27 protein-coding genes and 12 tRNA genes are annotated in these 23,637 nt (G+C 40.8%); 35 read left to right on the top strand and 4 right to left on the bottom strand.

What is annotated here, in order from left to right:
• The first annotated feature begins 4 nt into the window (after positions 1-4).
• The 13 genes from VJ09_RS09035 to sigB all read left to right on the top strand — a co-directional run bounded on the left by VJ09_RS09035 (position 5) and on the right by sigB (position 11,158).
• Positions 5-1,468: a reverse transcriptase family protein gene (locus VJ09_RS09035; RefSeq protein WP_044641163.1), complete on the top strand. Its 1,464-nt coding sequence runs from the start codon at positions 5-7 to the stop codon at positions 1,466-1,468.
• Positions 1,469-1,623: 155 nt separating this feature from the next.
• The gene (locus VJ09_RS09030; protein ID WP_044641162.1) at positions 1,624-3,243 is read left to right on the top strand and encodes a hypothetical protein; all 1,620 of its coding nucleotides are present in this window, start codon (positions 1,624-1,626) and stop codon (positions 3,241-3,243) included.
• Positions 3,244-3,307: 64 nt separating this feature from the next.
• Positions 3,308-3,688 (top strand): holo-ACP synthase, encoded by a 381-nt coding sequence (gene acpS / locus VJ09_RS09025; protein ID WP_044641161.1) that lies wholly within the window; start codon positions 3,308-3,310, stop codon positions 3,686-3,688.
• Positions 3,689-3,746: 58 nt separating this feature from the next.
• Positions 3,747-3,920 carry a hypothetical protein gene (locus VJ09_RS18445; protein ID WP_154662354.1) on the top strand — a complete coding sequence of 58 codons (174 nt, stop codon included), beginning with the start codon at positions 3,747-3,749 and terminating at the stop codon, positions 3,918-3,920.
• 164 nt (positions 3,921-4,084) lie between these two features.
• Positions 4,085-5,074: a LolA family protein gene (locus tag VJ09_RS09020; RefSeq protein ID WP_044641160.1), complete on the top strand. Its 990-nt coding sequence runs from the start codon at positions 4,085-4,087 to the stop codon at positions 5,072-5,074.
• A gap of 106 nt (positions 5,075-5,180) precedes the next feature.
• Positions 5,181-6,362, top strand: coding sequence for an alanine racemase (gene alr, locus VJ09_RS09015; protein WP_044641159.1), 1,182 nt, complete (start codon positions 5,181-5,183; stop codon positions 6,360-6,362).
• A gap of 204 nt (positions 6,363-6,566) precedes the next feature.
• Positions 6,567-6,863, top strand: coding sequence for a CopG family ribbon-helix-helix protein (locus tag VJ09_RS09010; protein ID WP_044641730.1), 297 nt, complete (start codon positions 6,567-6,569; stop codon positions 6,861-6,863).
• Positions 6,864-6,868: 5 nt separating this feature from the next.
• Complete coding sequence (locus VJ09_RS09005; RefSeq protein WP_044641158.1) at positions 6,869-7,219, top strand: type II toxin-antitoxin system PemK/MazF family toxin; 351 nt, start codon at positions 6,869-6,871, stop codon at positions 7,217-7,219.
• A gap of 193 nt (positions 7,220-7,412) precedes the next feature.
• A complete protein-coding gene (locus tag VJ09_RS09000) occupies positions 7,413-8,471 on the top strand; it encodes a tetratricopeptide repeat protein (RefSeq protein ID WP_044641157.1) in 1,059 nt (352 codons plus the stop codon).
• 104 nt (positions 8,472-8,575) lie between these two features.
• Positions 8,576-9,571 (top strand): PP2C family protein-serine/threonine phosphatase, encoded by a 996-nt coding sequence (locus VJ09_RS08995; protein ID WP_044641156.1) that lies wholly within the window; start codon positions 8,576-8,578, stop codon positions 9,569-9,571.
• A gap of 18 nt (positions 9,572-9,589) precedes the next feature.
• The gene (locus tag VJ09_RS08990) at positions 9,590-9,925 is read left to right on the top strand and encodes an STAS domain-containing protein (RefSeq protein WP_044641155.1); all 336 of its coding nucleotides are present in this window, start codon (positions 9,590-9,592) and stop codon (positions 9,923-9,925) included.
• Positions 9,922-10,407 carry an anti-sigma B factor RsbW gene (rsbW, locus tag VJ09_RS08985; protein ID WP_044641154.1) on the top strand — a complete coding sequence of 162 codons (486 nt, stop codon included), beginning with the start codon at positions 9,922-9,924 and terminating at the stop codon, positions 10,405-10,407. Before VJ09_RS08990 ends, rsbW begins: the two co-directional genes overlap by 4 nt.
• Entirely contained in the window at positions 10,373-11,158 is a 786-nt protein-coding gene (sigB, locus tag VJ09_RS08980; protein ID WP_044641153.1) for an RNA polymerase sigma factor SigB, read from the top strand. Before rsbW ends, sigB begins: the two co-directional genes overlap by 35 nt.
• A 58-nt stretch (positions 11,159-11,216) precedes the next feature.
• Here the strand turns inward: sigB and VJ09_RS17600 are convergent, their stop codons facing one another.
• Positions 11,217-11,570, bottom strand: a complete 354-nt coding sequence (locus tag VJ09_RS17600; RefSeq protein ID WP_052807311.1) for a lasso peptide biosynthesis B2 protein — start codon at positions 11,568-11,570, stop codon at positions 11,217-11,219.
• Between the two features lie 75 nt (positions 11,571-11,645).
• The gene (locus tag VJ09_RS08970; RefSeq protein WP_044641152.1) at positions 11,646-12,521 is read right to left on the bottom strand and encodes an RNA ligase family protein; all 876 of its coding nucleotides are present in this window, start codon (positions 12,519-12,521) and stop codon (positions 11,646-11,648) included.
• 91 nt (positions 12,522-12,612) lie between these two features.
• Between VJ09_RS08970 and VJ09_RS08965 the strand changes: the two genes are divergently transcribed.
• The gene (locus VJ09_RS08965) at positions 12,613-13,044 is read left to right on the top strand and encodes a YopX family protein (protein ID WP_044641151.1); all 432 of its coding nucleotides are present in this window, start codon (positions 12,613-12,615) and stop codon (positions 13,042-13,044) included.
• 116 nt (positions 13,045-13,160) lie between these two features.
• Positions 13,161-15,308, top strand: coding sequence for a Tex family protein (locus VJ09_RS08960; protein ID WP_044641150.1), 2,148 nt, complete (start codon positions 13,161-13,163; stop codon positions 15,306-15,308).
• Between the two features lie 26 nt (positions 15,309-15,334).
• On the opposite strand, the gene cmpA is transcribed toward VJ09_RS08960, so the two are convergent.
• Positions 15,335-15,499 (bottom strand): cortex morphogenetic protein CmpA, encoded by a 165-nt coding sequence (gene cmpA / locus VJ09_RS18440; RefSeq protein ID WP_147635461.1) that lies wholly within the window; start codon positions 15,497-15,499, stop codon positions 15,335-15,337.
• A 112-nt stretch (positions 15,500-15,611) separates the two neighbouring features.
• Between cmpA and VJ09_RS08955 the strand changes: the two genes are divergently transcribed.
• The 3 genes from VJ09_RS08955 (at position 15,612) to VJ09_RS08945 (ending at position 17,943) form a co-directional block, all read left to right on the top strand.
• The gene (locus VJ09_RS08955; RefSeq protein WP_044641149.1) at positions 15,612-16,190 is read left to right on the top strand and encodes a thioredoxin family protein; all 579 of its coding nucleotides are present in this window, start codon (positions 15,612-15,614) and stop codon (positions 16,188-16,190) included.
• On the top strand, positions 16,183-17,082 hold the full coding sequence (locus VJ09_RS08950) for an NAD(P)-dependent oxidoreductase (protein ID WP_044641148.1): 900 nt from the start codon (positions 16,183-16,185) through the stop codon (positions 17,080-17,082). The genes VJ09_RS08955 and VJ09_RS08950 overlap by 8 nt, the downstream gene beginning before the upstream one ends.
• 138 nt (positions 17,083-17,220) lie before the next feature.
• Positions 17,221-17,943, top strand: coding sequence for a Bax inhibitor-1/YccA family protein (locus tag VJ09_RS08945; RefSeq protein WP_052807310.1), 723 nt, complete (start codon positions 17,221-17,223; stop codon positions 17,941-17,943).
• 42 nt (positions 17,944-17,985) lie between these two features.
• On the opposite strand, the gene VJ09_RS08940 is transcribed toward VJ09_RS08945, so the two are convergent.
• Positions 17,986-18,792 (bottom strand): hypothetical protein, encoded by an 807-nt coding sequence (locus VJ09_RS08940; RefSeq protein WP_044641147.1) that lies wholly within the window; start codon positions 18,790-18,792, stop codon positions 17,986-17,988.
• Positions 18,793-19,103: 311 nt separating this feature from the next.
• On the opposite strand from VJ09_RS08940, the gene VJ09_RS08935 reads away from it, so the two are divergent.
• The 17 genes from VJ09_RS08935 to tsaD all read left to right on the top strand — a co-directional run bounded on the left by VJ09_RS08935 (position 19,104) and on the right by tsaD (position 23,513).
• Positions 19,104-19,179, top strand: a tRNA-Asn gene (locus tag VJ09_RS08935).
• A gap of 5 nt (positions 19,180-19,184) precedes the next feature.
• A tRNA-Ser gene (locus VJ09_RS08930) sits at positions 19,185-19,277 on the top strand.
• Positions 19,278-19,288: 11 nt separating this feature from the next.
• Positions 19,289-19,364 (top strand) — tRNA-Glu (locus tag VJ09_RS08925).
• A 5-nt stretch (positions 19,365-19,369) separates the two neighbouring features.
• Positions 19,370-19,445 (top strand) — tRNA-Val (locus VJ09_RS08920).
• Positions 19,446-19,452: 7 nt separating this feature from the next.
• Positions 19,453-19,529 (top strand) — tRNA-Asp (locus tag VJ09_RS08915).
• Between the two features lie 19 nt (positions 19,530-19,548).
• Positions 19,549-19,621, top strand: a tRNA-His gene (locus tag VJ09_RS08910).
• A gap of 6 nt (positions 19,622-19,627) precedes the next feature.
• A tRNA-Gln gene (locus tag VJ09_RS08905) sits at positions 19,628-19,702 on the top strand.
• Positions 19,703-19,721: 19 nt separating this feature from the next.
• A tRNA-Lys gene (locus tag VJ09_RS08900) sits at positions 19,722-19,794 on the top strand.
• A gap of 8 nt (positions 19,795-19,802) precedes the next feature.
• Positions 19,803-19,887, top strand: a tRNA-Leu gene (locus tag VJ09_RS08895).
• Between the two features lie 33 nt (positions 19,888-19,920).
• Positions 19,921-20,003: transfer RNA gene (locus VJ09_RS08890), tRNA-Leu, on the top strand.
• A gap of 16 nt (positions 20,004-20,019) precedes the next feature.
• Positions 20,020-20,093, top strand: a tRNA-Pro gene (locus tag VJ09_RS08885).
• 43 nt (positions 20,094-20,136) lie between these two features.
• Positions 20,137-20,207, top strand: a tRNA-Gly gene (locus tag VJ09_RS08880).
• Between the two features lie 38 nt (positions 20,208-20,245).
• Positions 20,246-20,761 (top strand): CPBP family intramembrane glutamic endopeptidase, encoded by a 516-nt coding sequence (locus tag VJ09_RS08875; RefSeq protein ID WP_044641146.1) that lies wholly within the window; start codon positions 20,246-20,248, stop codon positions 20,759-20,761.
• 96 nt (positions 20,762-20,857) lie between these two features.
• Positions 20,858-21,319: a tRNA (adenosine(37)-N6)-threonylcarbamoyltransferase complex ATPase subunit type 1 TsaE gene (gene tsaE, locus VJ09_RS08870; protein WP_044641145.1), complete on the top strand. Its 462-nt coding sequence runs from the start codon at positions 20,858-20,860 to the stop codon at positions 21,317-21,319.
• Entirely contained in the window at positions 21,316-22,053 is a 738-nt protein-coding gene (gene tsaB / locus VJ09_RS08865; protein WP_044641144.1) for a tRNA (adenosine(37)-N6)-threonylcarbamoyltransferase complex dimerization subunit type 1 TsaB, read from the top strand. The genes tsaE and tsaB overlap by 4 nt, the downstream gene beginning before the upstream one ends.
• Positions 22,031-22,531, top strand: a complete 501-nt coding sequence (gene rimI, locus VJ09_RS08860; protein ID WP_044641143.1) for a ribosomal protein S18-alanine N-acetyltransferase — start codon at positions 22,031-22,033, stop codon at positions 22,529-22,531. The genes tsaB and rimI overlap by 23 nt, the downstream gene beginning before the upstream one ends.
• Entirely contained in the window at positions 22,494-23,513 is a 1,020-nt protein-coding gene (gene tsaD, locus VJ09_RS08855) for a tRNA (adenosine(37)-N6)-threonylcarbamoyltransferase complex transferase subunit TsaD (protein ID WP_044641142.1), read from the top strand. The genes rimI and tsaD overlap by 38 nt, the downstream gene beginning before the upstream one ends.
• Positions 23,514-23,637: the final 124 nt, after the last annotated feature.

Genomic DNA, 23,637 nt, shown 5'->3' with positions numbered 1-23,637 from the left:
GTGAATGTCGGCAAATAACCCTAGCGAAGAAGTACAGCCATTGTCCCGGGAAGAATGGGTACAAAAGATGCGGGAAGAAGGCGGCAAAGGGAATCTTGTCCGGAAAGAGATGATCCGGCTGGGATTCTGGACAGAAAAAACGCTAACGGTAGAAGAGTATCAGAAGAAGCGGGAATTAGATCAAGAATACCAAGAATTGAGTCAACAGCTAGAAAAGTTCCAACAAGAAAATGCCAAACTAGAAGATGTTAAGACGCTAGTACGGCAAGCGAGAGCCAAACGGATCAAAGAAAGCAAAGAACGAAGAGCCAAGCGAAAAGCAGAACGAGAAGAAGCTTTAGCACAGCGCCAAAGAAAATGGCAAGAGTATCGTGACACACATATTCTTCATGTAGGGGAAAATGTTTCGAGTCATCTCGAAGATCAGGAATACGAAGAGGAAAAACTGATTTCTCAACAATTGCCTATTCTACGTGGCTCTCTTCATTTGGCAGAAGAGATGGGAGTATCTCTTTCACGTCTGAAATGGCTTACCTATCACCGGAAAACGGCAACTATTTCCCATTATCATCGATTTACTATTCCGAAAAAAAGTGGAGGCAAGCGAGAGATCTCGTCTCCTAAGTCAGAACTACGGCAAGCTCAATCTTGGATTAAGCAAGAGATTCTGGATCATCTCAAAGTACATTCTCAAGCGTATGGTTTTGTACCGAGTAAAAGTACAGTAGACAACGCCTTGCCTCATGTAGGAAAGCAAGTAGTTGTCAAATTGGATTTACAGGACTTCTTTCCGTCGATCACTTTTCCAAGAGTTCGAGGCTTATTCCGATCATTTGGATATAGTGGAGAGGTTAGTACGGTACTAGCACTACTTTGTACCGAACCACCCCATCGAGAAATAGAGTTTCAAGGGAAAAAATACTATATCTCCATCGAAGAGAGACAACTACCACAGGGAGCATGTACCAGTCCTGCCATCACGAACCTGCTTTGCCTACGTCTAGATGAACGACTGGCTCAATTGGCAAGCAAACGTGGCTTTACTTATTCTCGTTATGCAGATGATCTCACTTTCTCATGCAGTGGTGATTCGGAGCAACAGATTGGAAAAATGCTCGGCACTATTCGAAAGATCGTCCAAGCAGAAGGGTTCCAAGTCAACGAAAAAAAGACAAGGGTACTTCGCTCATCTGGTCGTCAACGAGTGACAGGAGTAGTAGTCAATGAGAAGCCTAGCTTAGATCGTAAGAGATTGCGAAACTTCCGAGCATTACTACATAATGTGGAGAAAAAGGGACTCGATGCAGAAAATAGAGAGAATCATCCTAATTTCTGGCAATATATTCTAGGGAACGCAAGTTACATTCAGATGGTACGTCCTGACTTAAAAGAAGAGATTTCGCAGAAGTTGGCAAAGATTGCAGAGAAATATGGTCAAAACTATTCATTGCAAAGCGTAAATAAATAAGATTAAATGAAAAGAGTCTCGTGGAGGCTCTTTTTGTGTTTCCGTTTGAGGAATAGACAGAAATGGTTTCTTTTATTTGAATTATTTCACTGTAAAATGTGAAAGTATACATAGTCCTAATGTTGATGGATCTACTATCTTTGGTGGAGGTTATTATGCTGAAAAAAAGATTGTCCTTTTTTATTCCATTACTATTTTTTATAGGTATCTTTCTTTATCTATTCCTCTATTCCTATCATCAAAATGGTGGGAGATGGATCTATTCAGTAGATGATGCCTATATTCATATGGCACTTTCCAAAAATATTGTAACGCAGGGTGTCTGGGGAGTGACTGCCCATGAGTTTACCTCAGCCTCTTCTTCTGTCTTTTGGTCTTTGATCTTGGCGGGGTTCTATCTGATCGATGTGAATACGTTTGTACCTCTGATTCTAAACTTCGTAGAAGGAATCATTCTGCTTTGGATTCTCTACCGAATCCTAAAAAAAGAGCAATTAAATGAAGTCTATATTTTCTTCGCACTGATGATATTCGTCCTGTTTAACAATACTTACAACCTCATATTTACAGGAATGGAACATCTAACACAAGGAATTCTAGTTGTCCTATTTTTCTATCTAGCAGCTACGATGATTCCTCAAAAAGTACTTACCAATAAAAAACAAGATTGGTTGTTACTTCTCATTGCGATGTTGTTGGTAACGACTCGTTATGAGGGTGCTTTCTTGGTCTTGATTGCATGTTTCTGGTTCTTTTTTGTGAGTCGTCGATATATGTATGCTATCTATCTTGGACTTAGTTCATTACTCGGGATTGCAGTCTTTGGAGTCTACTCCTGGTTTCAAGGATGGCCAGTTGTACCGATTACCTTGATCGTGAAAGGGAATCGGCCGGAAATTAACTCCTTACAAAGTTTTTGGGATTATGCAAGTGAAGGGTTACAAGCGATTGCATTTGATAAACTGAGTCTATTTTCGCTGATGGCAATCTTGTTGATTGTTTGTCTACGGACTTGGTTAAACAAGCGCTTTGTAGATCGTATCAATGTAATGTCCGTTAGCTTCTTGATTTACGCTTATTTGTATATGCAATTTACAGGGTTCTATAATCTTTACTTCCGCTACTATTTCCATTACCAACTGCTTCTGTTGTTAGTTCTTTTATTAGGTGCATACAAACTAGTGATTGAATTGATCAAGTATCAAAAAAGGGATACTGAACTTCGGACAGTAGAAGGGCTAGGATTACGAGCTGGAGTTGTCATTACGATCTTGTCCCTTATTCTGTTATCTGTACAAGTTCCACCGATGAAACGAGGAACAGATGAAATTTTTATGCAACAGATCCAAATGGCTAAGTTTGTTCAAAAGTATCATTACAATGATGTAGTAGCCGCCAATGATATTGGTGCCATTTCCTATTACACTAATATTCACTTGGTCGATTTAGCAGGCTTGGCAAGTTTGGATGTTGCGATGGCTCGTGCAGAGGGACGTTTCAATTCTTCTTTTATCGAAGAGATTACAAAAAAGAAAGGGACGCAATTGGCCATTGTATATGACAATTGGTTCCCAGGAATGTTACCAAAGAGCTGGATCAAAGTGGGAGAGTGGACTTATCCAGAACCAACTATTCAGCTAGGAGGAAGAACCGTCTCTTTCTATGCAACCAATCCTGCGATGGTAGAACGATTAACTCAAGAATTACGAGAGTTCTCGCCTACTCTTCCAAGAAAGATTGTGGAAAGTGGACTTTACACCCAAACCCAGCAATAATATAGAAAAAGGATGCTAGTAAGAGTAAGCATCCTTTTTTACATGGTAGAGATTAGGTGAACAGATGATTTTAGGGATTGGAACCGATCTAGTAGAATTAAAAAGGATTGTGCAAGTAGGTGAGGATGCACTAGCTAGTAAGATATTGACCTTTAGCGAGCGAGCGATTTATGAGAAAAAGAAAAAGAAAAGCGAATTTTTAGGTGGGCGTTTCGCAGCAAAAGAGGCAATCTCCAAAGCGTTTGGTACAGGGATTGGTAGATTTATTGCATTTCAGGATATCGAGATATTACCTAATGAGCTAGGGCAACCAGTTGTTTCGATAGCGTCAATAGTATGGGAAAAGACGGAAAGAAAACCTGCTACCATCCACCTAACCATCACACATAGTCATGAATACGCAGTTGCATTTGCAATTTTAGAGCAACGAGTTTGGAATGAATAGCGATAACAGAAAAGGTGTATGAAATACTTCTATCAATCAAGATAAGAAGTATTTTTTTGTGCAAAAACCGAGTAGTTTTCGAAACGCTTCATTTATGGGTCTTTTTGAATACAAGCAGTCATATAAATTTATCACGGTAGGGGGACAACCGTATGCTGGCACAGTCAGTAAAAGAAAACGAACGATCAAAACAATTCCATATAAAGGAAATAAGGATTTGGAAGCGATTTAGATGGAACATGTTCAACAGGAAGTAACGGATAGAAAGCTAGATTAGAGAGATCCTGCAAATTCTTCAAGCAGAAAAATTGGAATCCGTTATTCGACAAGAGAGGGTCAAAGTCGTTTCTGCATTTCCTGACAATATTTCCTGGGAAATGACGAGGAGGAATTCATGTGCGTTGGTTGCTGTCGATATGTCTTATTCTGTCCCTTGTTCTGAGCGGTTGTAGTACAGGTGCGTCAGATGTGGTAAGCGATTTGCAAAAAGAGTTGAAATCAGTAGAATCATATCGTAGTGAAGGGACACTTACGATTAAAACTTCTACTCAACCCCAAGAAGTAGATGTTCAAGTGGCTTACTTAAAACCCAATTTTTATCGGGTGGAACTAACAAATAAACAACAGAATATAAAACAGATCATTCTAAAAAATGAGGATGGAGTTTTTGTTGTTACACCTCATTTGAATAAAAGTTTCCGATTTCAGAGTGATTGGCCACAAAATAGTGGACAGGTCTATCTGTATCAGACCATCTTGCAAAGTGTAATCCAAGACGAAAAGCGGAACATGGAAAAAACAGAACAAGGTTACCAATTTGAGATAACGTCTAAAAATCCGCTTCATCAAAATTGGACGAAGCAAAAAGTGGTTCTAAATGAGAAGTATCAACCAAAGTCAGTAGAGGTATTAAACGAAAACCAAGAAGCTGTAATCTCTATGAAGTTTAGTAAGTTTGAAAAAGGTACGAAACTAGAAAAAAATCTTTTTGCGACAGATCAGAATGTGCCAAAAGGAGAACAAAAACCTAGCACTTCTGCTCCAACAGATATCCAATCTGTTACTCCTAGTTACATTCCAATCGAGACAAAACTATATGATTCCCAGACAATTCAAGGTGCTGATGGCCCGATTATTATCATGAGGTATGATGGTAAAAGTCCATTTACTTTGATTCAGCGCTCTCCAAACTCATTGGAAACACATCTTCCGTTAGATAGTTCTCTAGTAGATCTACAACCAACCATTGCAGTATTGACCGAGATCCAAGAATCTAGAAAATTGACTTGGTTGGACAATGGTGTTGAGTTTGAGCTGTTTGGGAGTCTACCATTAGAAGAAATGGTAAAGATTGCGAACTCGACTGCTTCCCAACCGAAGAAATAGCATGGTGTAATCCAGCCATGCTTTTTTCTTTGGAAACAGATTAGTTTTTTCATGTGTTTGCTATAATATAAGATAATTTTACTATGCAGATGCGGATGTGAAAAAGATGAAGCAACCTTTTCTAGGTAGGGATACTTGGGCTGAGATTGATCTAGATGCGATTACACATAATGTCCATCAATTCCAAAAATGGATACCCAAAAAGACAAAAATATTGTGTGCTGTGAAAGCAAATGCATATGGGCATGGTTCAGTTCCAGTAGCAAAAGCAGTAGTAGAAGCAGGAGCGGATTATTTGGGTGTTGCTTTTCTTGATGAAGCATTGGAGTTACGAGCTGCTGGGATTACTGCATCCATATTGGTGATGGGTGTTACTCCTCCTCATGCGATGGAACGGGCGATCAAAGAGAAGATAACGTTGTCGATTCCAGACGAATCGTATTATCTAGAATTGGAGAAAATTGCTTCCCGATTACGTCAAAAAGTGAAATATCATCTTAAAGTAGATACCGGTATGAGTCGATTAGGTTTAAAACCACAAGAGGTAGTTCCGTTTTTACAGAAGGTGGCGGGCTCGGCTTTTGTCGAATTAGAAGGCCTCTTTACGCATTATGCTACTTCTGATGATCGAGACAAAAGCTATTATGAGAGACAATTCCGCCTTTTTGACGAAATGGTGCAACAAATTAAATCGAGTGGATTCGATATTCCTCTGATTCATGCCTCTAATAGCGCTGGAGCAATTGAATTTCCAGAAAGATCTTATGACATGATTCGGATGGGGATCAGCCTCTACGGGTTTTATCCATCACAAGAGGTTCATCAGACTTTGTCACTTCGACCAGCAATGAGTCTTCACAGTAAAGTTGGGATGATAAAACAAGTTCCAGCCGACGTGGGGATTTCGTATGGGAAGATATACCAAACAACAAAAGAAGAGTCGATCGCTACTCTACCGATTGGATATGCAGATGGAATACTTCGTGTACTCTCCAATCGTGGACAAGTTTTGATCAAAGGGAAACGTGTTCCGATTGTAGGACGTGTTTGTATGGATCAGCTTATGATACAAGTTGATGAGGCGATGCCTGTTTCGATTGGAGAAGAAGTCGTTTTTTATGGAAAACAGGGAGAAGAGCAAATAAGTGTAGAGGAAGTTGCGAGGTGGATGGGTACAATCCACTATGAAGTAACGTGTTTATTGGATTGGCGTGTACCACGAATTTATAAAAAGAATGGAAAAATTGTAGACGTTGTAAATCATCTTTTACCAGCTACCTCACTCTAGAATGTCGATAGTTTCACAAACAACGGAAGGAATTTAAATAAGAAAAGCGAATACATTTTTTTATACGAGATTTTTTCTGCTCTCCTCGTAACTTTATTAGTTTGGTTCATTCTTTAAAATAGAAATACTGTTTGTCCTCATTTAGTATATTTTTGCATTCAATTCAACATAATGGTAGTATAAATGAGGGAATTGCTAACGGTGATGATTGTTGGGGGTGCGCAAAAATTGTCCGGTACCAAGAGGATTATGATTAGTCTTCCCAAAAAGCTTTTGCAAGAAGTAGACGGCATGGTGGAACGTGATAATTCCAATCGTAGTGAATTTATCCGTCAAGCTATGAAAATGTACTTGCAAGAGCGAAAAAGACGTTTCATTCGAGAAATGATGCAGCGCGGTTATATGGAAATGGCGCGAATTAATTTGAACATCTCCAACGAAGCATTCGAAGCGGAAGAAGAAGCTGAGGATAAATATGGGCGTTTAGTGAGTGGGGTGTAACGCTTGTGATGGTGAAGCGTGGCGATGTTTATTTTGCCGATCTTTCTCCGGTAGTCGGTTCAGAACAAGGTGGGGTTCGCCCTGTTCTCGTTTTACAAAACGATATCGGTAATCGCTTTAGCCCCACTGTCATCGTCGCCGCGATCACAGCTCAGATCCAAAAAGCTAAACTACCTACACACGTGGAGATTGATGCGACATTATATGGGTTTGACCGAGATTCAGTTATTTTGCTTGAGCAAATTCGAACCATTGACAAACAGCGCCTCACAGATAAAATTACTCATCTTGATGATGAGATGATGTTGAAAGTAAATGAAGCACTGCAAATCAGTCTCGGATTAATTGATTTTTAATTTCCATATACTATGAGCTTGTACACACTTCGCTCTAGAAACTAAGGGATCTTAGTTTCATAGGGCTTATCTGTGTAGCAAGCTCTTTCTTTTATCTATATCTAATAAAAATGTTAATTTTAATAATAGTAAGATATAAATACGTTTGATAATCTTATCGTAGTCCTGAAAAGGATCTGACAAGGGGTGGAGAATGTTGTATCAAAAAATAAAACGCAAATGGACCGATATGAAAGACAAGCGGGACAAAGAGAACCCAAAGGTTCTTTTTCAAGAGGGTTTTCACCTTATTTTTGAAAAAGAGCTAAATAGCCCAGAAGAGATCGATAGAGGGTATGCCTTGCTTCAAAAAGCTGCTGAGCTAGGTCATGCTGAAGCAATGTTTTGGTATGGATCTGGGCTTGAGAGAGGTTATAAGACAGTTCAAGATATACAATCTGGAGTAGAATGGCTAAAAAAGAGCCAGAGTTTAGGGAATAAAATGGCAAAACAAGCTCTTGTATACCATTACTTAGAACAAGGTGACTCTCAAGGCGTAAAGTGGGCATTGGAATTGATTGAAGATGGGAACGAAGATCTTGCGATCAAGCTAGGGGAATATTGGTTTGCATACCATTTTGAAGAAAAATCAGACGAGATTATACGATTATTAACACCCTTAGTCAAAAAAGAAAATCTAGAAGCCTTACATCTAATGGGAGGTGTATTGCTTGAAAAAGGAGATATCTCGGGCAAAGATCTATTAGAACGCTCTGCCGTCTTAGGTAATACACATTCTATGTATTCATTGGGCTATCTTTATCTAACAGGTGATAAAGGATTCTCGGATCAAGCGAAAGCACATGAATATTTAAGACAAGCAGTCGAAGCCCAGCATGTAGATGCAATGTTTCTATATGCCAATCTACTAATGCATGAGATGACAGAACAGTCAACTGAGGAAGCCCTGACTCTATTACATCAAGCCGCTATACATGGTCATCCAATGTCTATGCTTCACTTAGCAAAGAGACTGTTGCATGAACGATATCCAGAAGAGGTGCAGGATGAGGGTGTTCGTTGGTTGATCAAAGCGGCAGAAAGTAATTTTAGTGAAGCCATGTATGAGCTCGCCAAATTATATCGAGATCATCCTCGATATCAGAACCCCGAGAAGTACCATCATTGGTTTAAGAAAGCAATGCAAATAGGACAAGCTGAGGATGCACCTTGGATTCAAGAGGCATTACAAAATTTGACTTCTCCAAGATAGCAGCTAGTCCTATTCCTATTTTGTATAGAGTATCATTATGGCTTGGTGTATGATAGGTAGCAGTAGTTTTGATCTGACTTGGGAAATCCCGAAGGAGCTTCGAGATGAATCAAAATCTAAAGAATGAGTATGAAACGTTACTGACAGCTTATATAAACGAACCATTGGAGAACCATTTGTATGGTGCACAGCGGTTAAGCAAGTGGATTATGGAGCAAAAAGTTCCACCAGAAGAGGTTGTCAGTTTTCATCTCCACACCCTGAAGAAACTATTCCCAGATCTTCCTTCAGAATTAAAGACATCGTTTGACTTTCTATTAGAAGTGATGATCGGATATGGGATTCAATATCAAGACACTGAGAACTTAATGAACCGACAAAAAGAATTAGAATATGAGATAGAAGTAGCGGTAGGTATGCAGCAAACTTTATTACCAGACGCACCACCACCTATGCCCGGTATTGATATTGGAGTTTGGAGCGCTGCTGCCAAACGAATGAGTGGAGATTACTATAACTTTGTACATCATAAGGATTCGCTAGGAATTGCCATTGCCGATATTATCGGGAAAGGAATTCCGGCAGCTCTTTGTATGTCTATGATTAAATATTCGATGGATCGATTAGAACAACCACTGTCTCCTTCTGAAGTTTTGCGTGGGTTAAATACAGTTGTAGAACGCAACGTGGATCCCAATATGTTTATTACCATGGTATACGGGGTATATGATTCGTCGAGCCATCATTTTCGATATGCCACTGCTGGTCACGAACCAGGGCTATATTATGATTCGAGGGAAAAGGCTTTTCATGAATTAGAAGCGAAAGGCTTGGTCTTGGGTGTTTCGAGAGAGGTAGAATACGAGGAAAAAGAAGTTCTACTACAATCAGGGGATGCACTAATCTTCTTTTCTGATGGTGTCTCTGAATGTCGTATCAATGGATCCTTTTTGGAGAGAGATCAGTTGACTGATCTTATAGGTGCCAATCTCCATTTACCTGCTCAGCAAGCGGTACAGGCTATTTACGAACATTTGCTTATGATGGCTGGGTACCAATTACAAGATGATCAGACCATATTAATTATAAAAAGAGCCTAAAAATAGGAGGTAAGGATAGTGAATTTTGTGGTGAAGGAATTGCCAGAAACATCCGTTGGACCAACTATTGCGGTCGAGGGTGAGATAGATGTTTACACTGCTCCACAACTTCGGGAAAAACTCTTACCCCTTTGTGCGACAGAACAAACTGTTACCGTAAACTTACGTGAAGTAGAATATATTGATAGTACTGGCCTAGGTGTGCTGATTGGTGCATATAAAGCACAACGCTCTGTTGGAGGGAAATTAGTGCTTGTAGGAATGAATCAACGTCTGCAACGACTTTTTCGTATTACCGGCTTGGATGAAGTAATGGAAATTGAGCAAAAGGTCCAGGAGGATGAGAAAGTATGAACCATCAGCCTTTGGATTTAGTCCGACTAACCATTCCTGCCAAACCAGATTATGTAGGACTTGTAAGGTTAGCTGTTTCGGGAATCGCAAACCGCATGGGCTTTTCATACGACGACATTGAAGATCTCAAGTTAGCTGTTTCCGAAGCCTGTACCAATGCAGTCGATCATGCTTATGTTGGAGGAGATGGGGATATTGATATATCCTATCGGATTTTTCCTGATCGCTTAGAAATTCAAGTTTTAGATCGTGGAAACAGTTTTGATGTAAGCGAGGTGGAAAAGCGGACTGGTCCTATCAGTTTGGAGCCAAGTATGACTGCTGTGCGGGAACGTGGTCTTGGATTATTTTTAATGAAAACGTTAATGGATGATGTACACATCACTGGCGACAATGGTGTTATGGTACAGATGACCAAATACATGCGCAGGAACGGGGTGGAGCCGCATGTCGAAACACCCACATCCTACCCAACTAGATGAGCTCACACCAATAGAGCTTATCGAAAAGTATCAGCGGGATGGGGATTCAAATGCTCAAGATCTCTTAGTGGCTCATTATCGTAGTCTAGTGGAGACGCTTGCTTTTAAGTTTTCACGGGGGTCAGAGGCATTAGAAGACTTGATTCAAGTAGGTATGATTGGGTTGCTTGCTGCGATCCGTCGGTATGATGCTGATTTTGGTAGAAGCTTCGAGAGTTTTGCCGTTCCTACGATTGTTGGGGAAATCAAACGTCATATTCGAGACAAGACTTGGAGCGTCCATGTACCAAGAAGAATTAAAGAACTGGGGCCCAGAATTAAAGCAGCAGTAGAAGAATTAACAATAAAATACCAACGGTCTCCCAAAGTGGCGGAGATTGCAGAATACCTCGAAGTAAGCCAAGAAGAAGTGTTAGAAACGATGGAGATGGGACGAAGCTATCACGCGGTATCGGTTGATAGTCCAGTAGAAGCTAACAACGATGGTAGCCAAGTCACGTTACTTGATTTGGTAGGGAATCAAGACAGTGGATTCGATCAGGTAGATAAAAAATTGCTGCTTGAAAAGGTTTTTCCTGTGTTAAATGAACGAGAACAAGAGATTTTGAAACTTACCTTCTTTGAAAATCTGAGCCAAAAGCAAGTGGGAGAGAAACTAGAGATCTCCCAAATGCATGTCTCTCGTCTCCAACGCCGTGCTCTAAAAAAATTACGTCAGGCCATTCGAATGGAGCTGACTGAGATTATATAGAAAACGAGCCCACCCATTTCGGAAAATTTGGGTGGGCTTTTGGTATATAAGTACTCATTTAAACTTCTAACATTTTCTGGTAAATATCTGAATTTTGCATCACAGCTTTTCCGTTTACTTCGATCCATGCATGTGACGAAAAAGGGGCTAGTTTCACTCCGATGCACCAAGTCACCGCTTTCTCTTTCATAAAACAGTACTGAACTAGGGCAAGAGAAGATTCGAGACAAGCGATCCGAAGGAAGAAGAAAGGTTTTACACCTTCTATTGTGTGCCTTGCGGCAAAAGCCTCTTCTTCTGTCATTTCTGCTAAGTTTCTGTTCCGTCTACAGAGAATTGAAATGCTTGCGAAACTTCTCGTAACATATGATTCAAATGATGCGAAGGAGGCATCGATTCGATGATAAACCAAAATGCTCCTCGTGTAACGTTGGAATCTGAACCACCTGAATCCTAAACCTCTATATAAAAAGTGATCCCCCAGATACTAGGGGGATTTTACTTTTTGAAATTGTTTTTTGATCATGATAACTGCAATTTTCCCGATTTCCTTTTGAAGTAGCTTGGAATCGAAACCCTTCGGCATCTCATCAGACTCCTCTTTCAATACATCTTCATAGAGACGAGGTACCAAATGTTTCATGATGATTCCCATCTCTTGTCGTCCATAATTGTCTGGCATGATTCCTTCATCGATTAGTTTATAGAGCATTTTTTCCACACGGGCTGGAGTGATATATAGTTGGGCTATTTCTTGCTCTTTGCATTTCTTTGGAGCTTGCTGTTTCTTCACTTTCGCTTTTTCTGCAAATGAATCCGTTACCCATTTCACAAATTTCTGATTTCCATAGCGGTTCCGATATGCGGTATTTTTAATCACGATTCCTTCTCCTGCTTGGATCGAAAACATCGTTTTCCCTACAAATGATTGTAGATGTTCGTCAGATTGATAAGGCCCATCATATAATACAGGGACTTTCTTGATATACGAGGGGATTAAGGAACGATAATCAGTAGGATGTAGATAGGTTTCTTTGTTTAAGTCATAGACATCAAAGAGATAAAATTGATCCATCGCTTCTTCTCCATAGTGTAGCTTGTGACGAACCAACCATTCTCCAAAATAGAGAAACCCTTCTTGGAAATCCTCTACGGTAAGAGTTTGAACCCATTCATAGAATCCGCGCAATGTATTGTCTTCGGACAGCTCCTGATTCCGCGAATATGCGAGCAATCGGTTTCCGTCCCGTTTGATAGAGGCATTCGATCCGTCTAACTTCTCCTGTATCATAATAGGGTCTCCGACTGTAAAGATAATGGTATCTTTTTTGCCATATCGTTCAATATCCATATATTTTTTCATACTATACACCTCCAGTATAAAGAAAATTCTATTTATATATCTTGTTTTCCTTGTGTAAAAGTAATAATAGAAAGTGGTGAAAGGATACAAAATGGAATTGAAATATAAAGCTATTAACATACGAACAAAGCAAGTATCAGAACAGGTAACCATACTTCAAGATGGTTTAGTGGAGATTGAGTGGACAAGTGGAGCCTTAACAAAATATTTACCGGAACAAATAGACCGAGATTTGACTAGATATTTTTCAAAGCAACTTACAAAAGAAATAAATCTTGTTCGTTGGATTGGATTAACAGATAAGAACGGAAGAAGAATTTTCGAAGATGATATCGTAGCAATTACAGAAGATGATGGTTATAAAACGCAATACTTAGTATGCTGGGATCCCCAGCAGAATCAATTTTGTCTTCACTGGCTAGCGTTTGTTCGAGGAGGACAATATGTCAAACAATTATCTGATGTGAAATTATGTGAATCAGAAATCACCAATACTGCTCTTTTATTGACTGATCCGTCCTAACGATAAGGACAGTCTTTTTGTTCCTTTATTCCCTAGTTTGCCAATCCATTTTTTATTCTCTTTCTTCTACTATGGTAAAATCGAGAAAGATTTGGAGAAAGCGAGGGCTATCATCCATGGAAAATATAGAAATGTATGAACTAATCGCAAAAGAGCTAGGTTTGAAACCGAACCAAGTAAAAGTAACCGTGGAACTAATGGAAGAGGGAAATACGATCCCTTTTATTGCTCGATATCGAAAGGAACGCACTGGTGAATTAGATGAAGAACAGTTGCGTAGCATATCAGAGCGTTATCAATATTTAAAACAGTTGAATCAGCGACGAGAGGAAATTCTCCGTCTTATAGAAGAACAAGGGAAATTAACGGATGAACTACGTGCAAAGATAGAAAAAGCAACCAAACTACAAGAATTAGAAGACTTATATCTGCCATTCCGCCCGAAGCGAAAGACTCGTGCCTCGATTGCAAAGGAAAAAGGATTAGAGCCACTCGCTCGCTATATGCTAGAAGCAGATACAGAAGAGAGCGTAGAACAAGAAGCGTTGAAGTATTTAACGGAAGAAAATGGACTAGATGTTCAGACAGCGATCCAAGGGGCCAAAGATATTCTTGCTGAAGAGATAGCAGAAGATGCGGATATAAGAAAATGGGTTAGAGAGTATACATGGGATCATGGATTGGTATCTTCCAAAGCAAAAGAAGAAGAGATGGACGAACGGACTGTGTATGAAATGTACTATGATTATCAGGAGCCAATTCGATCTATGCCATCTCATAGAGTATTGGCTGTGAATCGTGGTCAACGAGAAGAGGTTCTTAAGGTAAAGCTACAGGTTGCAGAGGAATCGATTTTAGAACATCTACATAGTTGGTTTCCAAAACGAGGCCTTTCCTACTTAATAGAGATCGCAGCTGATAGTTATAAGCGACTTATTGCCCCTTCTATTGAACGGGAAGTTCATGCTCAACTAACCGAAAAGGCCGAAGAGCAAGCAATCTTTATTTTTTCTGAGAATTTACGGCAATTGCTTTTACAACCACCGATTGTTGGCAAGGTTGTCCTAGGGGTTGACCCTGCATTTCGGACAGGTTGTAAGATAGCTGTAGTGGATGAAACAGGAAAAGTATTGGAGATCGATGTGATCTATCCAACTGCGCCTCATCATCGGACAGAAGAGGCCAAATCGCGGGTATTAGAGCTACTCGATCAATACCCAATTGATATGATCGCGATCGGAAACGGAACGGCATCTCGGGAGACAGAACAGTTTGTTGCCGAAATGCTAAAAGAGACATCACGCAAAATTTACTATGTGATTGTGAATGAAGCAGGGGCTAGTGTTTACAGTGCTTCTAAGATTGCGAAAGAAGAGTTCCCGGATTTGGATGCAGCTCGTAGAAGTGCCGTCTCCATTGCACGCCGCCTACAAGATCCACTAGCTGAGTTAGTCAAAATTGATCCCAAATCTGTTGGGGTGGGTCAGTATCAACATGATGTCTCTCAAAAACAGCTAGGAGAAAGCCTTACGACAGTTGTAGAATCTGCTGTAAACTATGTAGGGGTAAATGTAAATACAGCTTCTGCTCCTTTACTACAGTATGTTTCGGGAGTAAGTGCGAGTGTCGCTAAAAATATCGTGAAACGACGAGAAGAAATCGGCAAATTCACTACACGTGCAGAGCTGAAAAAAGTTCCTCGCTTAGGGGCCAAAACATTTGAACAGTGCATCGGATTTCTCCGGATCAGTGAAGGGGAGAACCCATTAGATAAGACTCCTATTCACCCAGAATCGTATTCAGTGGTAGAGCAATTATTGGAACTTTTGGGAGAAACGGCGGAAGCGATCGGATCCGAGGCACTTAATGCTAAGTTGCGTCAACTATCTATTCATGACACAGCGGATCAGTTGGGATGTGGTATTCCTACGCTAAAAGATATTGTGGAAGCTCTCTTGCGACCAGGTAGAGATCCACGTGAAGAGATGCCTAAGCCTTTGTTACGCTCTGATGTTTTGGAGTTAGATGATCTGGAGGTTGGGATGCAATTACAAGGCACTGTCCGGAATGTAGTAGACTTTGGGGCATTTGTAGATATTGGATTGAAAAATGATGGTCTTGTACATATTTCTAAAATGAGTGAGCGATTCGTGCGAAACCCAATGGATATTGTAGCAGTCGGTGACATTGTAGAAGTATGGGTTCAATCGATTGACAAAGACCGTCAGAGAGTAGGACTTAGTATGGTGAAACCCAAAGATTAAGAATATAAATACCACCCAGCCTATGATTATACGGTTGGGTGGTTTCTATTAAAGGAAATATCACCATCGAAGCTAGGTTTGCTACGCTCTTTGTTGCAAAATTGAAACCAGCATCGGTTTAAAAATAGGATTTGATAACGGTCTTTGGAATGATAGGCTTGCATTAATTGTTTTTGTAACCAATTTGGCATGAATGCCCCTCCTAAAAAATCTTTCTCCATTCTTATGAATTCGGAAGTTTGTCCGTGTCTTTTTAGTGGTACTTGTTTATTGACAAATATTCCTTATATGAGGTGTGTTGCTATGGAATTGACAACTTGGTTTGACAGAGGAATAACGTATGATCAGTATGTTTCGAGCATGCAGGTGAACCAGGAGGAACTTTTGTCCCTGTATAAGAAAATATCATTGAGTGAAGAAGAAAAGGTTCACTTTGGGGCACTTCATGATCGGGAGTGGAAGGTAATAGTCTTGACTGCTGATTGGTGTGGAGATGCTCTTCTTTGTGTACCAGTCTTAAAACGGATTGCGGAAGTGGCAAATCTCGACCTTCGGTTCCTTATTCGTGATGAGAACTTGGAACTGATGGATCAATATTTGACCAATGGAACCTCCAGAGCGATTCCGATCTTTATTTTTATGGATTCTCAAGGAAATGAAATAGCGGTATGGGGACCAAGATCACCTGAGGTACAAGCTAGAATTCAAGAATTGCGATCTACATTGCCAGCTAAAGAAGATCCTACTTTTGAAGAAAAACAAAAAGCGATGTACGCAAAATTCCGTCAGGAGATTCTTTTGATGCCCAGTGTTTGGCAATCCGTAAAAAATAGCATTCTAAAACAGTTGACTAAGGTAGCTCAGGAGAAAAAACATGCATAAATTACGTGTTGGATTTATTGGATTAGGGATCATGGGAAGATCCATGGCGGCACATATTGCAAAGGCAGGCTACCCAGTAGTAGTCTGGAACCGCACCGCAAGCAAGATGGCAGATGCGAGCGAGTGGGGAGCAATCCCAGCAACAAGCCCCAAAGAAGTGGCAAAACAGAGCGATGTGGTAATCACTATCGTGGGAGATACACCAGATGTATTAGAAGTGGTAGAAGGGCCCAATGGAATAGTAGAAGGTGCTAGTGAAGGGCTTATTTATATCGATATGAGTACGATCTCTCCAGAAGAGACACGGCAATTGGCTGAGCGTCTTGAATCAAAAGGAATTCACATGCTCGATGCTCCTGTAAGCGGTGGAGATGTAGGCGCCAAGAATGGTACTCTCTCCATTATGGTAGGGGGAAAAGAAGATACATTGGAGAAAGTACGACCAATACTCGAGGCAATGGGTTCCTCTATTGTCCACTGTGGACCATCTGGAGCAGGACAAACAGTGAAGGCTTGTAATCAGATCCTATGTGGACTCAATTTGCTCAGTATGGTGGAAGCGCTCAGTTTTGCGCATAAATCTGGGGTTGACCTAGACAAGATGATTGAAGTGACCAGTAAAGGAGCAGGGGGATCATGGGCGCTTGCTAATCTAGCTCCAAGAGTAGTAAAAGGGGACTTGGAACCAGGTTTCTCTGTACGTTTCCAGCAAAAAGACCTTGGTATTGTGTTAGAAGAGGCCAAAGCACTCAACTTACCTTTATCAGGAACCTCCTTGGTTCACCAGTTACTGCGCTCCGCCCAAGCAATGGGCTTGGATGAGGCGGGAACCCAGTCCTTGATCAAAGTATTGGAGCGGCTGGGTGATTTTCAGTTAACTGATCGTAATTAGAACTGTTAATGTTTGTGTGTTAAAATGTAATTAATGTTATTCTAACAGTTTATGTTAAAGCATAAATTCTCTTGAACTTGTCACATCAAGAGAATATACTAAATCTAAATAAATCTTCCTAACAGGAGGAATGGTATCGTGGATCAACCTCGTTTTCCGGGTTTTGAAACTCAAGTGCCAAACGTTGCAAGAAGAACGAATGATCGATTCTTCAACAAAGTGTTTGGTTGGATGTTTGCAGGTCTATCATTGACCGCGATCATCGCGTTTGTTATTAACTCTCAAATTGATGTTCCGTTGCTACTTAGCTTAGAAGGCGGAATGGGCTTTTTCTGGGGAGCTTTGATTACGGAGATTGTGATTGTGTTTGCTCTCAGTTTCTTGATTAATCGCATTGGTCCAAGTACTGCAGCGATCCTTTTCTTCCTATATGCGGCAGTTAATGGTGTGACCTTTAGTATTTTTATTGCATTCTTCGGATTAGGTACTGCTGGTTCCGCATTCTTCATTGCAGCTGGGATGTTTGGTCTTTCTACCCTGTTTGGGATGGTAACCAAACGTGACCTTTCTAAAATCGGTAGCATTGCTATTATGGCCTTGCTTGGTATTATGTTGGCAAGCTTAGTCAACATTTTCTTTATCAAAAGTGGATTGTTCTCTTTAATCGTTTCCTATGTAGTCGTGATCTTGTTCTGTGTAGTTACTGCTTTTGAAGTAAAAGCATACAAACAAATCAACGAAAGTGTCTACATGGATGAGAGTGCTCGTACTAAATTTACGATCTTCGCAGCTTTTAACCTGTACATCAACTTCATCGCTATTTTGAAAAACCTGATGTATATCCTTGGTAGCGACGATTAAGAATGAAAAAAAGCCCTTAGCCAAATTTGGCTAAGGGCTTTTTTATGTGGCATAAATGTTGGTAGTCGTTACTGATTGGTCTATATAATGTGAATTCATATTGTACTTGATCTTGTGGATCTGCGAAACAATAGCAGTTGTAATAACAGGTGTATAAGAGAGGCGATTAATCTCTAATCCGCTCAATTTCTTTAGAGAGTTAGCTAAAATATGATAAGGGTCATGTGCAAGTTCATTTACTTTTACATATTGTTTCGCTTCATGAAGAGCCTGTAAGAGCCAAATTGGAGAATCCTCCGAAAGCTGAGTACTTGTCTCGGTTTGAAGTTCCCATGAAGCTTCTCCATTATATGCACCCTGCATGTTAATATCTTGAAAGCATTTTAATCCTTGTTGGGCAAAATATAGGATCTTCTGTTGATAATCTTGATAGTACCAAGCTTGTGGAGAAATAGCATTCCAGACAGGATGCTTAAACTGTGCTGTTTTGGGATCCCAACGCATCTCTAATTCATGCCAATCATTTAGATCTTGCGATTTTGCATGAACCTCCACATACCGAATTTGGCGTTCCTGAAAAGGAGGGATGTTGGATTGAAACATGGGGAAAATATTTGGAAAAAACATACGACGAATATTACTGAATACCTCTTGAGCATAATTTGAGAAACTGGAGGTGGAGTATGCAATTACTGTAGCTAACTTACCTTCAGCTACATCTTCTTTTCGTCCTACATGGATCTCCACATCCACTTTCTTTACTCGATGGTAGCCATCCTTCTCAACCATTCGATGGTAAGTCAAGTAAGGAACGCTAAATTGATAGATCCCTGGATATAACTTTTGCATAGCTAACTCCTTTCTACCAAAGGTTTTCGTATATATTCTTTTTAATCATTTCTGCTTTTCTGTCAAAATTCATAGTAGTTATTTTAACAGACATCTAGTTCTCTTGCTACAAAAGTACATACTATGCTATAAATAAATATTTTAAATAGTTTGTTATTATCTTTTTATAAAAAGGCTGTTGACATCTACTGTACTCCATGATAAATTATAAAAGTCGCCGCGAGCGACACACAAAAAAACAAACGACAAAAAAAGATGTTGCAAATCACTTAAAAACATGATAGAATACATCTTGTCGCTTAGGAAAATGTTCCTCAGTAGCTCAGTTGGTAGAGCGCACGACTGTTAATCGTATGGTCGCAGGTTCGAGTCCTGCCTGAGGAGCCAATCTTGGAGAGATACTCAAGAGGCCGAAGAGGACGGTTTGCTAAACCGTTAGGGGGCTTTATGGCCCCGCGAGGGTTCGAATCCCTCTCTCTCCGCCAAGCACTTTATTGGCCCGTTGGTGAAGCGGTAAACACACCAGCCTTTCACGCTGGCATGCAGGGGTTCGAATCCCCTACGGGTCACCACTTTTGGAAGTTTAGCTCAGCTGGGAGAGCACCTGCCTTACAAGCAGGGGGTCGGCGGTTCGATCCCGTCAACTTCCACCATATTCGCGGAGCTGTGGTGTAGAGGCCTAACATGCCTGCCTGTCACGCAGGAGATCGCGGGTTCGAATCCCGTCAGCTCCGCCAATATAAACTTTTAACTTTGGCGGTCGTGGCGAAGTGGTTAACGCACCGGATTGTGGCTCCGGCATTCGTGGGTTCGATTCCCATCGATCGCCCTTTATTGGGGAGTAGCCAAGCGGTAAGGCAACGGACTTTGACTCCGTCATGCGAAGGTTCGATCCCTTCCTCCCCAGCCATTTTATTTACAACTTATTTGAGCCATTAGCTCAGTTGGTAGAGCATCTGACTTTTAATCAGAGGGTCGAAGGTTCGAGTCCTTCATGGCTCACTCTTTATGCGGGTGTGGCGGAATTGGCAGACGCACTAGATTTAGGTTCTAGCGCTTCACGGCGTGGGGGTTCAAGTCCCTCCACCCGCACCATTTTAAAATAACTTGATAAGATGATATAACTGAGCGGTCGTGGTGGAATTGGCAGACACGCTATCTTGAGGGGGTAGTGGCCCTAGGCCGTGCGAGTTCGAGTCTCGCCGACCGCATCATCCTTATTATTAACGGGATGTGGCTCAGCTTGGTAGAGCACCTGGTTTGGGACCAGGGGGTCGCAGGTTCGAATCCTGTCATCCCGATTCTTTTATCCAATTAGGATAAAGGATATGCAATTTTTACTTTGCGGGTGTAGTTCAGTGGTAGAACATCGGCCTTCCAAGCCGTTTGCGAGGGTTCGATTCCCTTCACCCGCTTTATACAAAAAAACTCCAACTAATATGTTGGAGTTTTTTTGTGTATATATATTCATCATATATTTACAATAAACCATCGGTCTGATTGGAGACAGTGGCTTCAAAAACCACAAGAACGACTATGGACGATTATTTCACTTATCATTGGAGCATTTCCTATCAGTATTTTAGTGATGAATACATCGTTAGTGAAAAATGCCTCTTTGGTTATTATTATTTCGTATTTACTTTTTGTCCTGATTAATCCTTGGTTTGAAGAAGGTTATTGGCGTGGTGTTATGTTAAATGCTTTCCCAAATCATCCGAAGTGGGTCTCTGTTCTCTATTCAAGCTTTTTTTACGCAATTAGCCATCCCTTGATGTGGGGTGTATTCTCTATTGCGAATCAACATTGGCAAGTACTGTCCTTTACTTTTATACTTGGTATTGTCTGGAGTATTGCTTATCTTAGATCGAAAAGCTTACGCTGGATCATATTTGCCCATTTTCTGACGGATATAGGGAACTTGGCTGTATTCACTTTTCTAAATTTATATATTCCACCAGGAATGTAAAGCGAGTCGAAAAGACTTGCTTTTTCTTTATGTAAAATACTTATGGTAAGATGTTAGATACAACGATTTGGTAAGCTATGTAAGTGAGGAGACGAAATGGAGCAATCATACTATTATTTGTCTAGATCTCCAGAGGAGACAAAAGCTTTTGCTAATCGCTTAGGAAAACTATTATTGCCTGGAGATGTGTTGGCATTAGAAGGAGATCTAGGGGCGGGCAAAACTACCTTTTCACAAGGTCTTGCAAGAGGATTAGGTGTAGACGAACAAATTGATAGTCCAACTTTTACGATATGCAAAGAGTATGTTGGACGTATTCCGTTTTACCATATGGATGTTTATCGTTTGTCTGGTCCGGAGGATAGCTTGGATTTAGATGAATATTTGGATGGAGACGGAGTTTGCTTGGTTGAGTGGGCTTCCAGAATAGAAGAGATTTTGCCAGAAGAAACGGTTTGGATCTCTATTGGTATATTAGAGGATGGGACGCGAGAGCTAGTAATCGCTCAACGAAATGGGCGTTCAAAGGAACTTAGTAAGGAGTTACAAATGAAATGAAGATGTTGGTAATGGACACTTCTACCTTGGTTTTAGGGGTAGCCGTAGTAGAACACGATAAGGTTTTAGGAGAATTTCACACTAATTTGCACAAAAACCATTCTATTCGATTGATGCCAGCGATAGAACAGTTACTTCAAGATTTGGAAATAGAAGCAACCGATCTAGAGGGGATTGCGGTTGCGGTAGGTCCGGGATCCTATACCGGAATTCGTATCGGAGTAACTACTGCAAAAACACTAGCATATACATTGGAAATACCTTTGTATACGGAATCTACACTTACTGTAATGGCAATGAACGCTTTTCGATTTCCTGGTGTAATTGTCCCGATGTTAGATGCGAGAAGACAGCGAGTCTACACTGGTGCCTATCAGGTACAAGGAGAACTATTAGGAGAAATCTTACACCAACAAGTGATTGCTCTGTCGGATTGGCTGGAACAGCTAAAGACTTTTGAGCAACCCATCTTGTTCTTGGGAGATGACGTGGGAAAGTTTCGCTCTGAAATTGAGGAAAAACTAGGTAATCAGGCTTTGTTTGGCCACCCTACAGAGCATATCCCTCGTGCAGGTAATCTGGGAGTTCTAGCTATGCAAAAGTGGGCTCGTGAGGAACTAGCAACACCACTGAGTTTTGCACCCAATTATCTCCAAGTGACAGAAGCAGAGGCGAATTGGTTAAAAAAACAGTCTAAAGGAGCAGAGTTGGATGATAGTAGCTCCAGAACCTGATTTTTCATTTCGACCTTTACGGGATCAAGATGTCCCAGAACTATATGAGAAAGTGGAACGAGTTTCTTTTACAGCACCTTGGCCGGAAAAGGCATTTTATGATGAGATTCACCATAATCAGTTTGCGCATTATACCGTATTAGAATTAAACGGAGAGATTGCGGGGTACTGTGGATTGTGGTTGATTTTAGATGAGGCTCATATTACCAATATTGCTATTCGACCCGAGTATCGTGGAATAGGTTTAGGCAAAGCTATGCTTGTTTATGTGATGGAGCTAGCAAGACTAGCTGGATCGACCAAAATGACACTCGAAGTTCGAGTTTCCAATGAGGTCGCGCAAAATATGTATAAGCAGCTCGGTTTTGAAGTAAAAGGCGTTCGTCCTCGTTATTATTCGGATAACCAGGAAGATGCCTATATAATGTGGGTGAACTTAGATGGAAAAGAAAACGGATTGTTTGGTACTTGGAATTGAGACTAGTTGTGATGAGACCTCTGCTTCGGTAGTTCGAGGTGGGAAAGAAGTCTTATCCAATGTAGTTTCCTCTCAAATGGATCTACACCGCCGATTTGGAGGTGTCGTTCCAGAAGTAGCTTCACGGAAGCATGTGGAACGAATTACGTATGTAATCGATCAGGCGTTAACAGATGCAAAAGTTACGAAAAAAGAGATCGATGCTGTAGCTGTCACCCAAGGACCTGGCTTAGTTGGAGCCTTATTAGTTGGAGTAGCCGCAGCCAAAGCATTTGCATTTGCACAAGGAATCCCAGTCGTTCCTGTTCATCATATCGCAGGACATATATATGGTAATCACTTGGTAACACCACTTGAGTTTCCTTTAGTCTCATTGGTCGTCTCTGGAGGCCATACAGAACTGATTTGGATGCCGGAACACAATCGATTTGAAAAGCTAGGAAAAACGAGAGATGATGCAGCTGGCGAAGCATTTGATAAAGTAGCTCGTCTACTGAACTTACCATATCCAGGAGGTCCGCAGATTGAACGCTTGGCAACTCAGGGTACCCCTCAATACGATCTGCCCCGAGCTTGGTTAGAACCGGGTTCTCTTGATTTTAGCTTTAGTGGGTTGAAATCTGCAGTTATGATGTTGATGCAAAAAAAGAAACAAAAAGGAGAACAGCTAAATCAAGAAGATCTCGCTGCTAGTTTCCAAGATGCAGTGTTGGAAGTCTTGGTAGAGAAGTCAATCAAAGCAGTAAAGGATACTGGTGCCAAAAGATTGTTACTGGCAGGGGGAGTTTCTGCTAATAGCGGTTTACGGATTCGATTAAAAGAGCGTTGTGAAGAAGAGGGAATCGAGTTGACTATTCCTCCATTGGAGCTATGCACGGATAACGCTGCTATGATTGCGGCAGCGGGAACCTATCAGTATTGGGATGGGGTACGCGGTGATAGCACCCTAAATGCAAACCCAGGATTGACTTTAACTTCGTGAAAAATGATTTTCTGGGATTACGTAGGTCAAAATCCACTATATTCCCTGAATTACGGATAAAAGAGATGTAAACCTTTAATATACATTATGAAAATGATCAGAGTAGATTTCTGGTCATTTTTTA

This window comes from Risungbinella massiliensis, from assembly GCF_000942395.1.
GTDB lineage: Bacteria > Bacillota > Bacilli > Thermoactinomycetales > Thermoactinomycetaceae > Risungbinella > Risungbinella massiliensis.
This window is presented reverse-complemented; position numbering and strand designations above follow the sequence as displayed.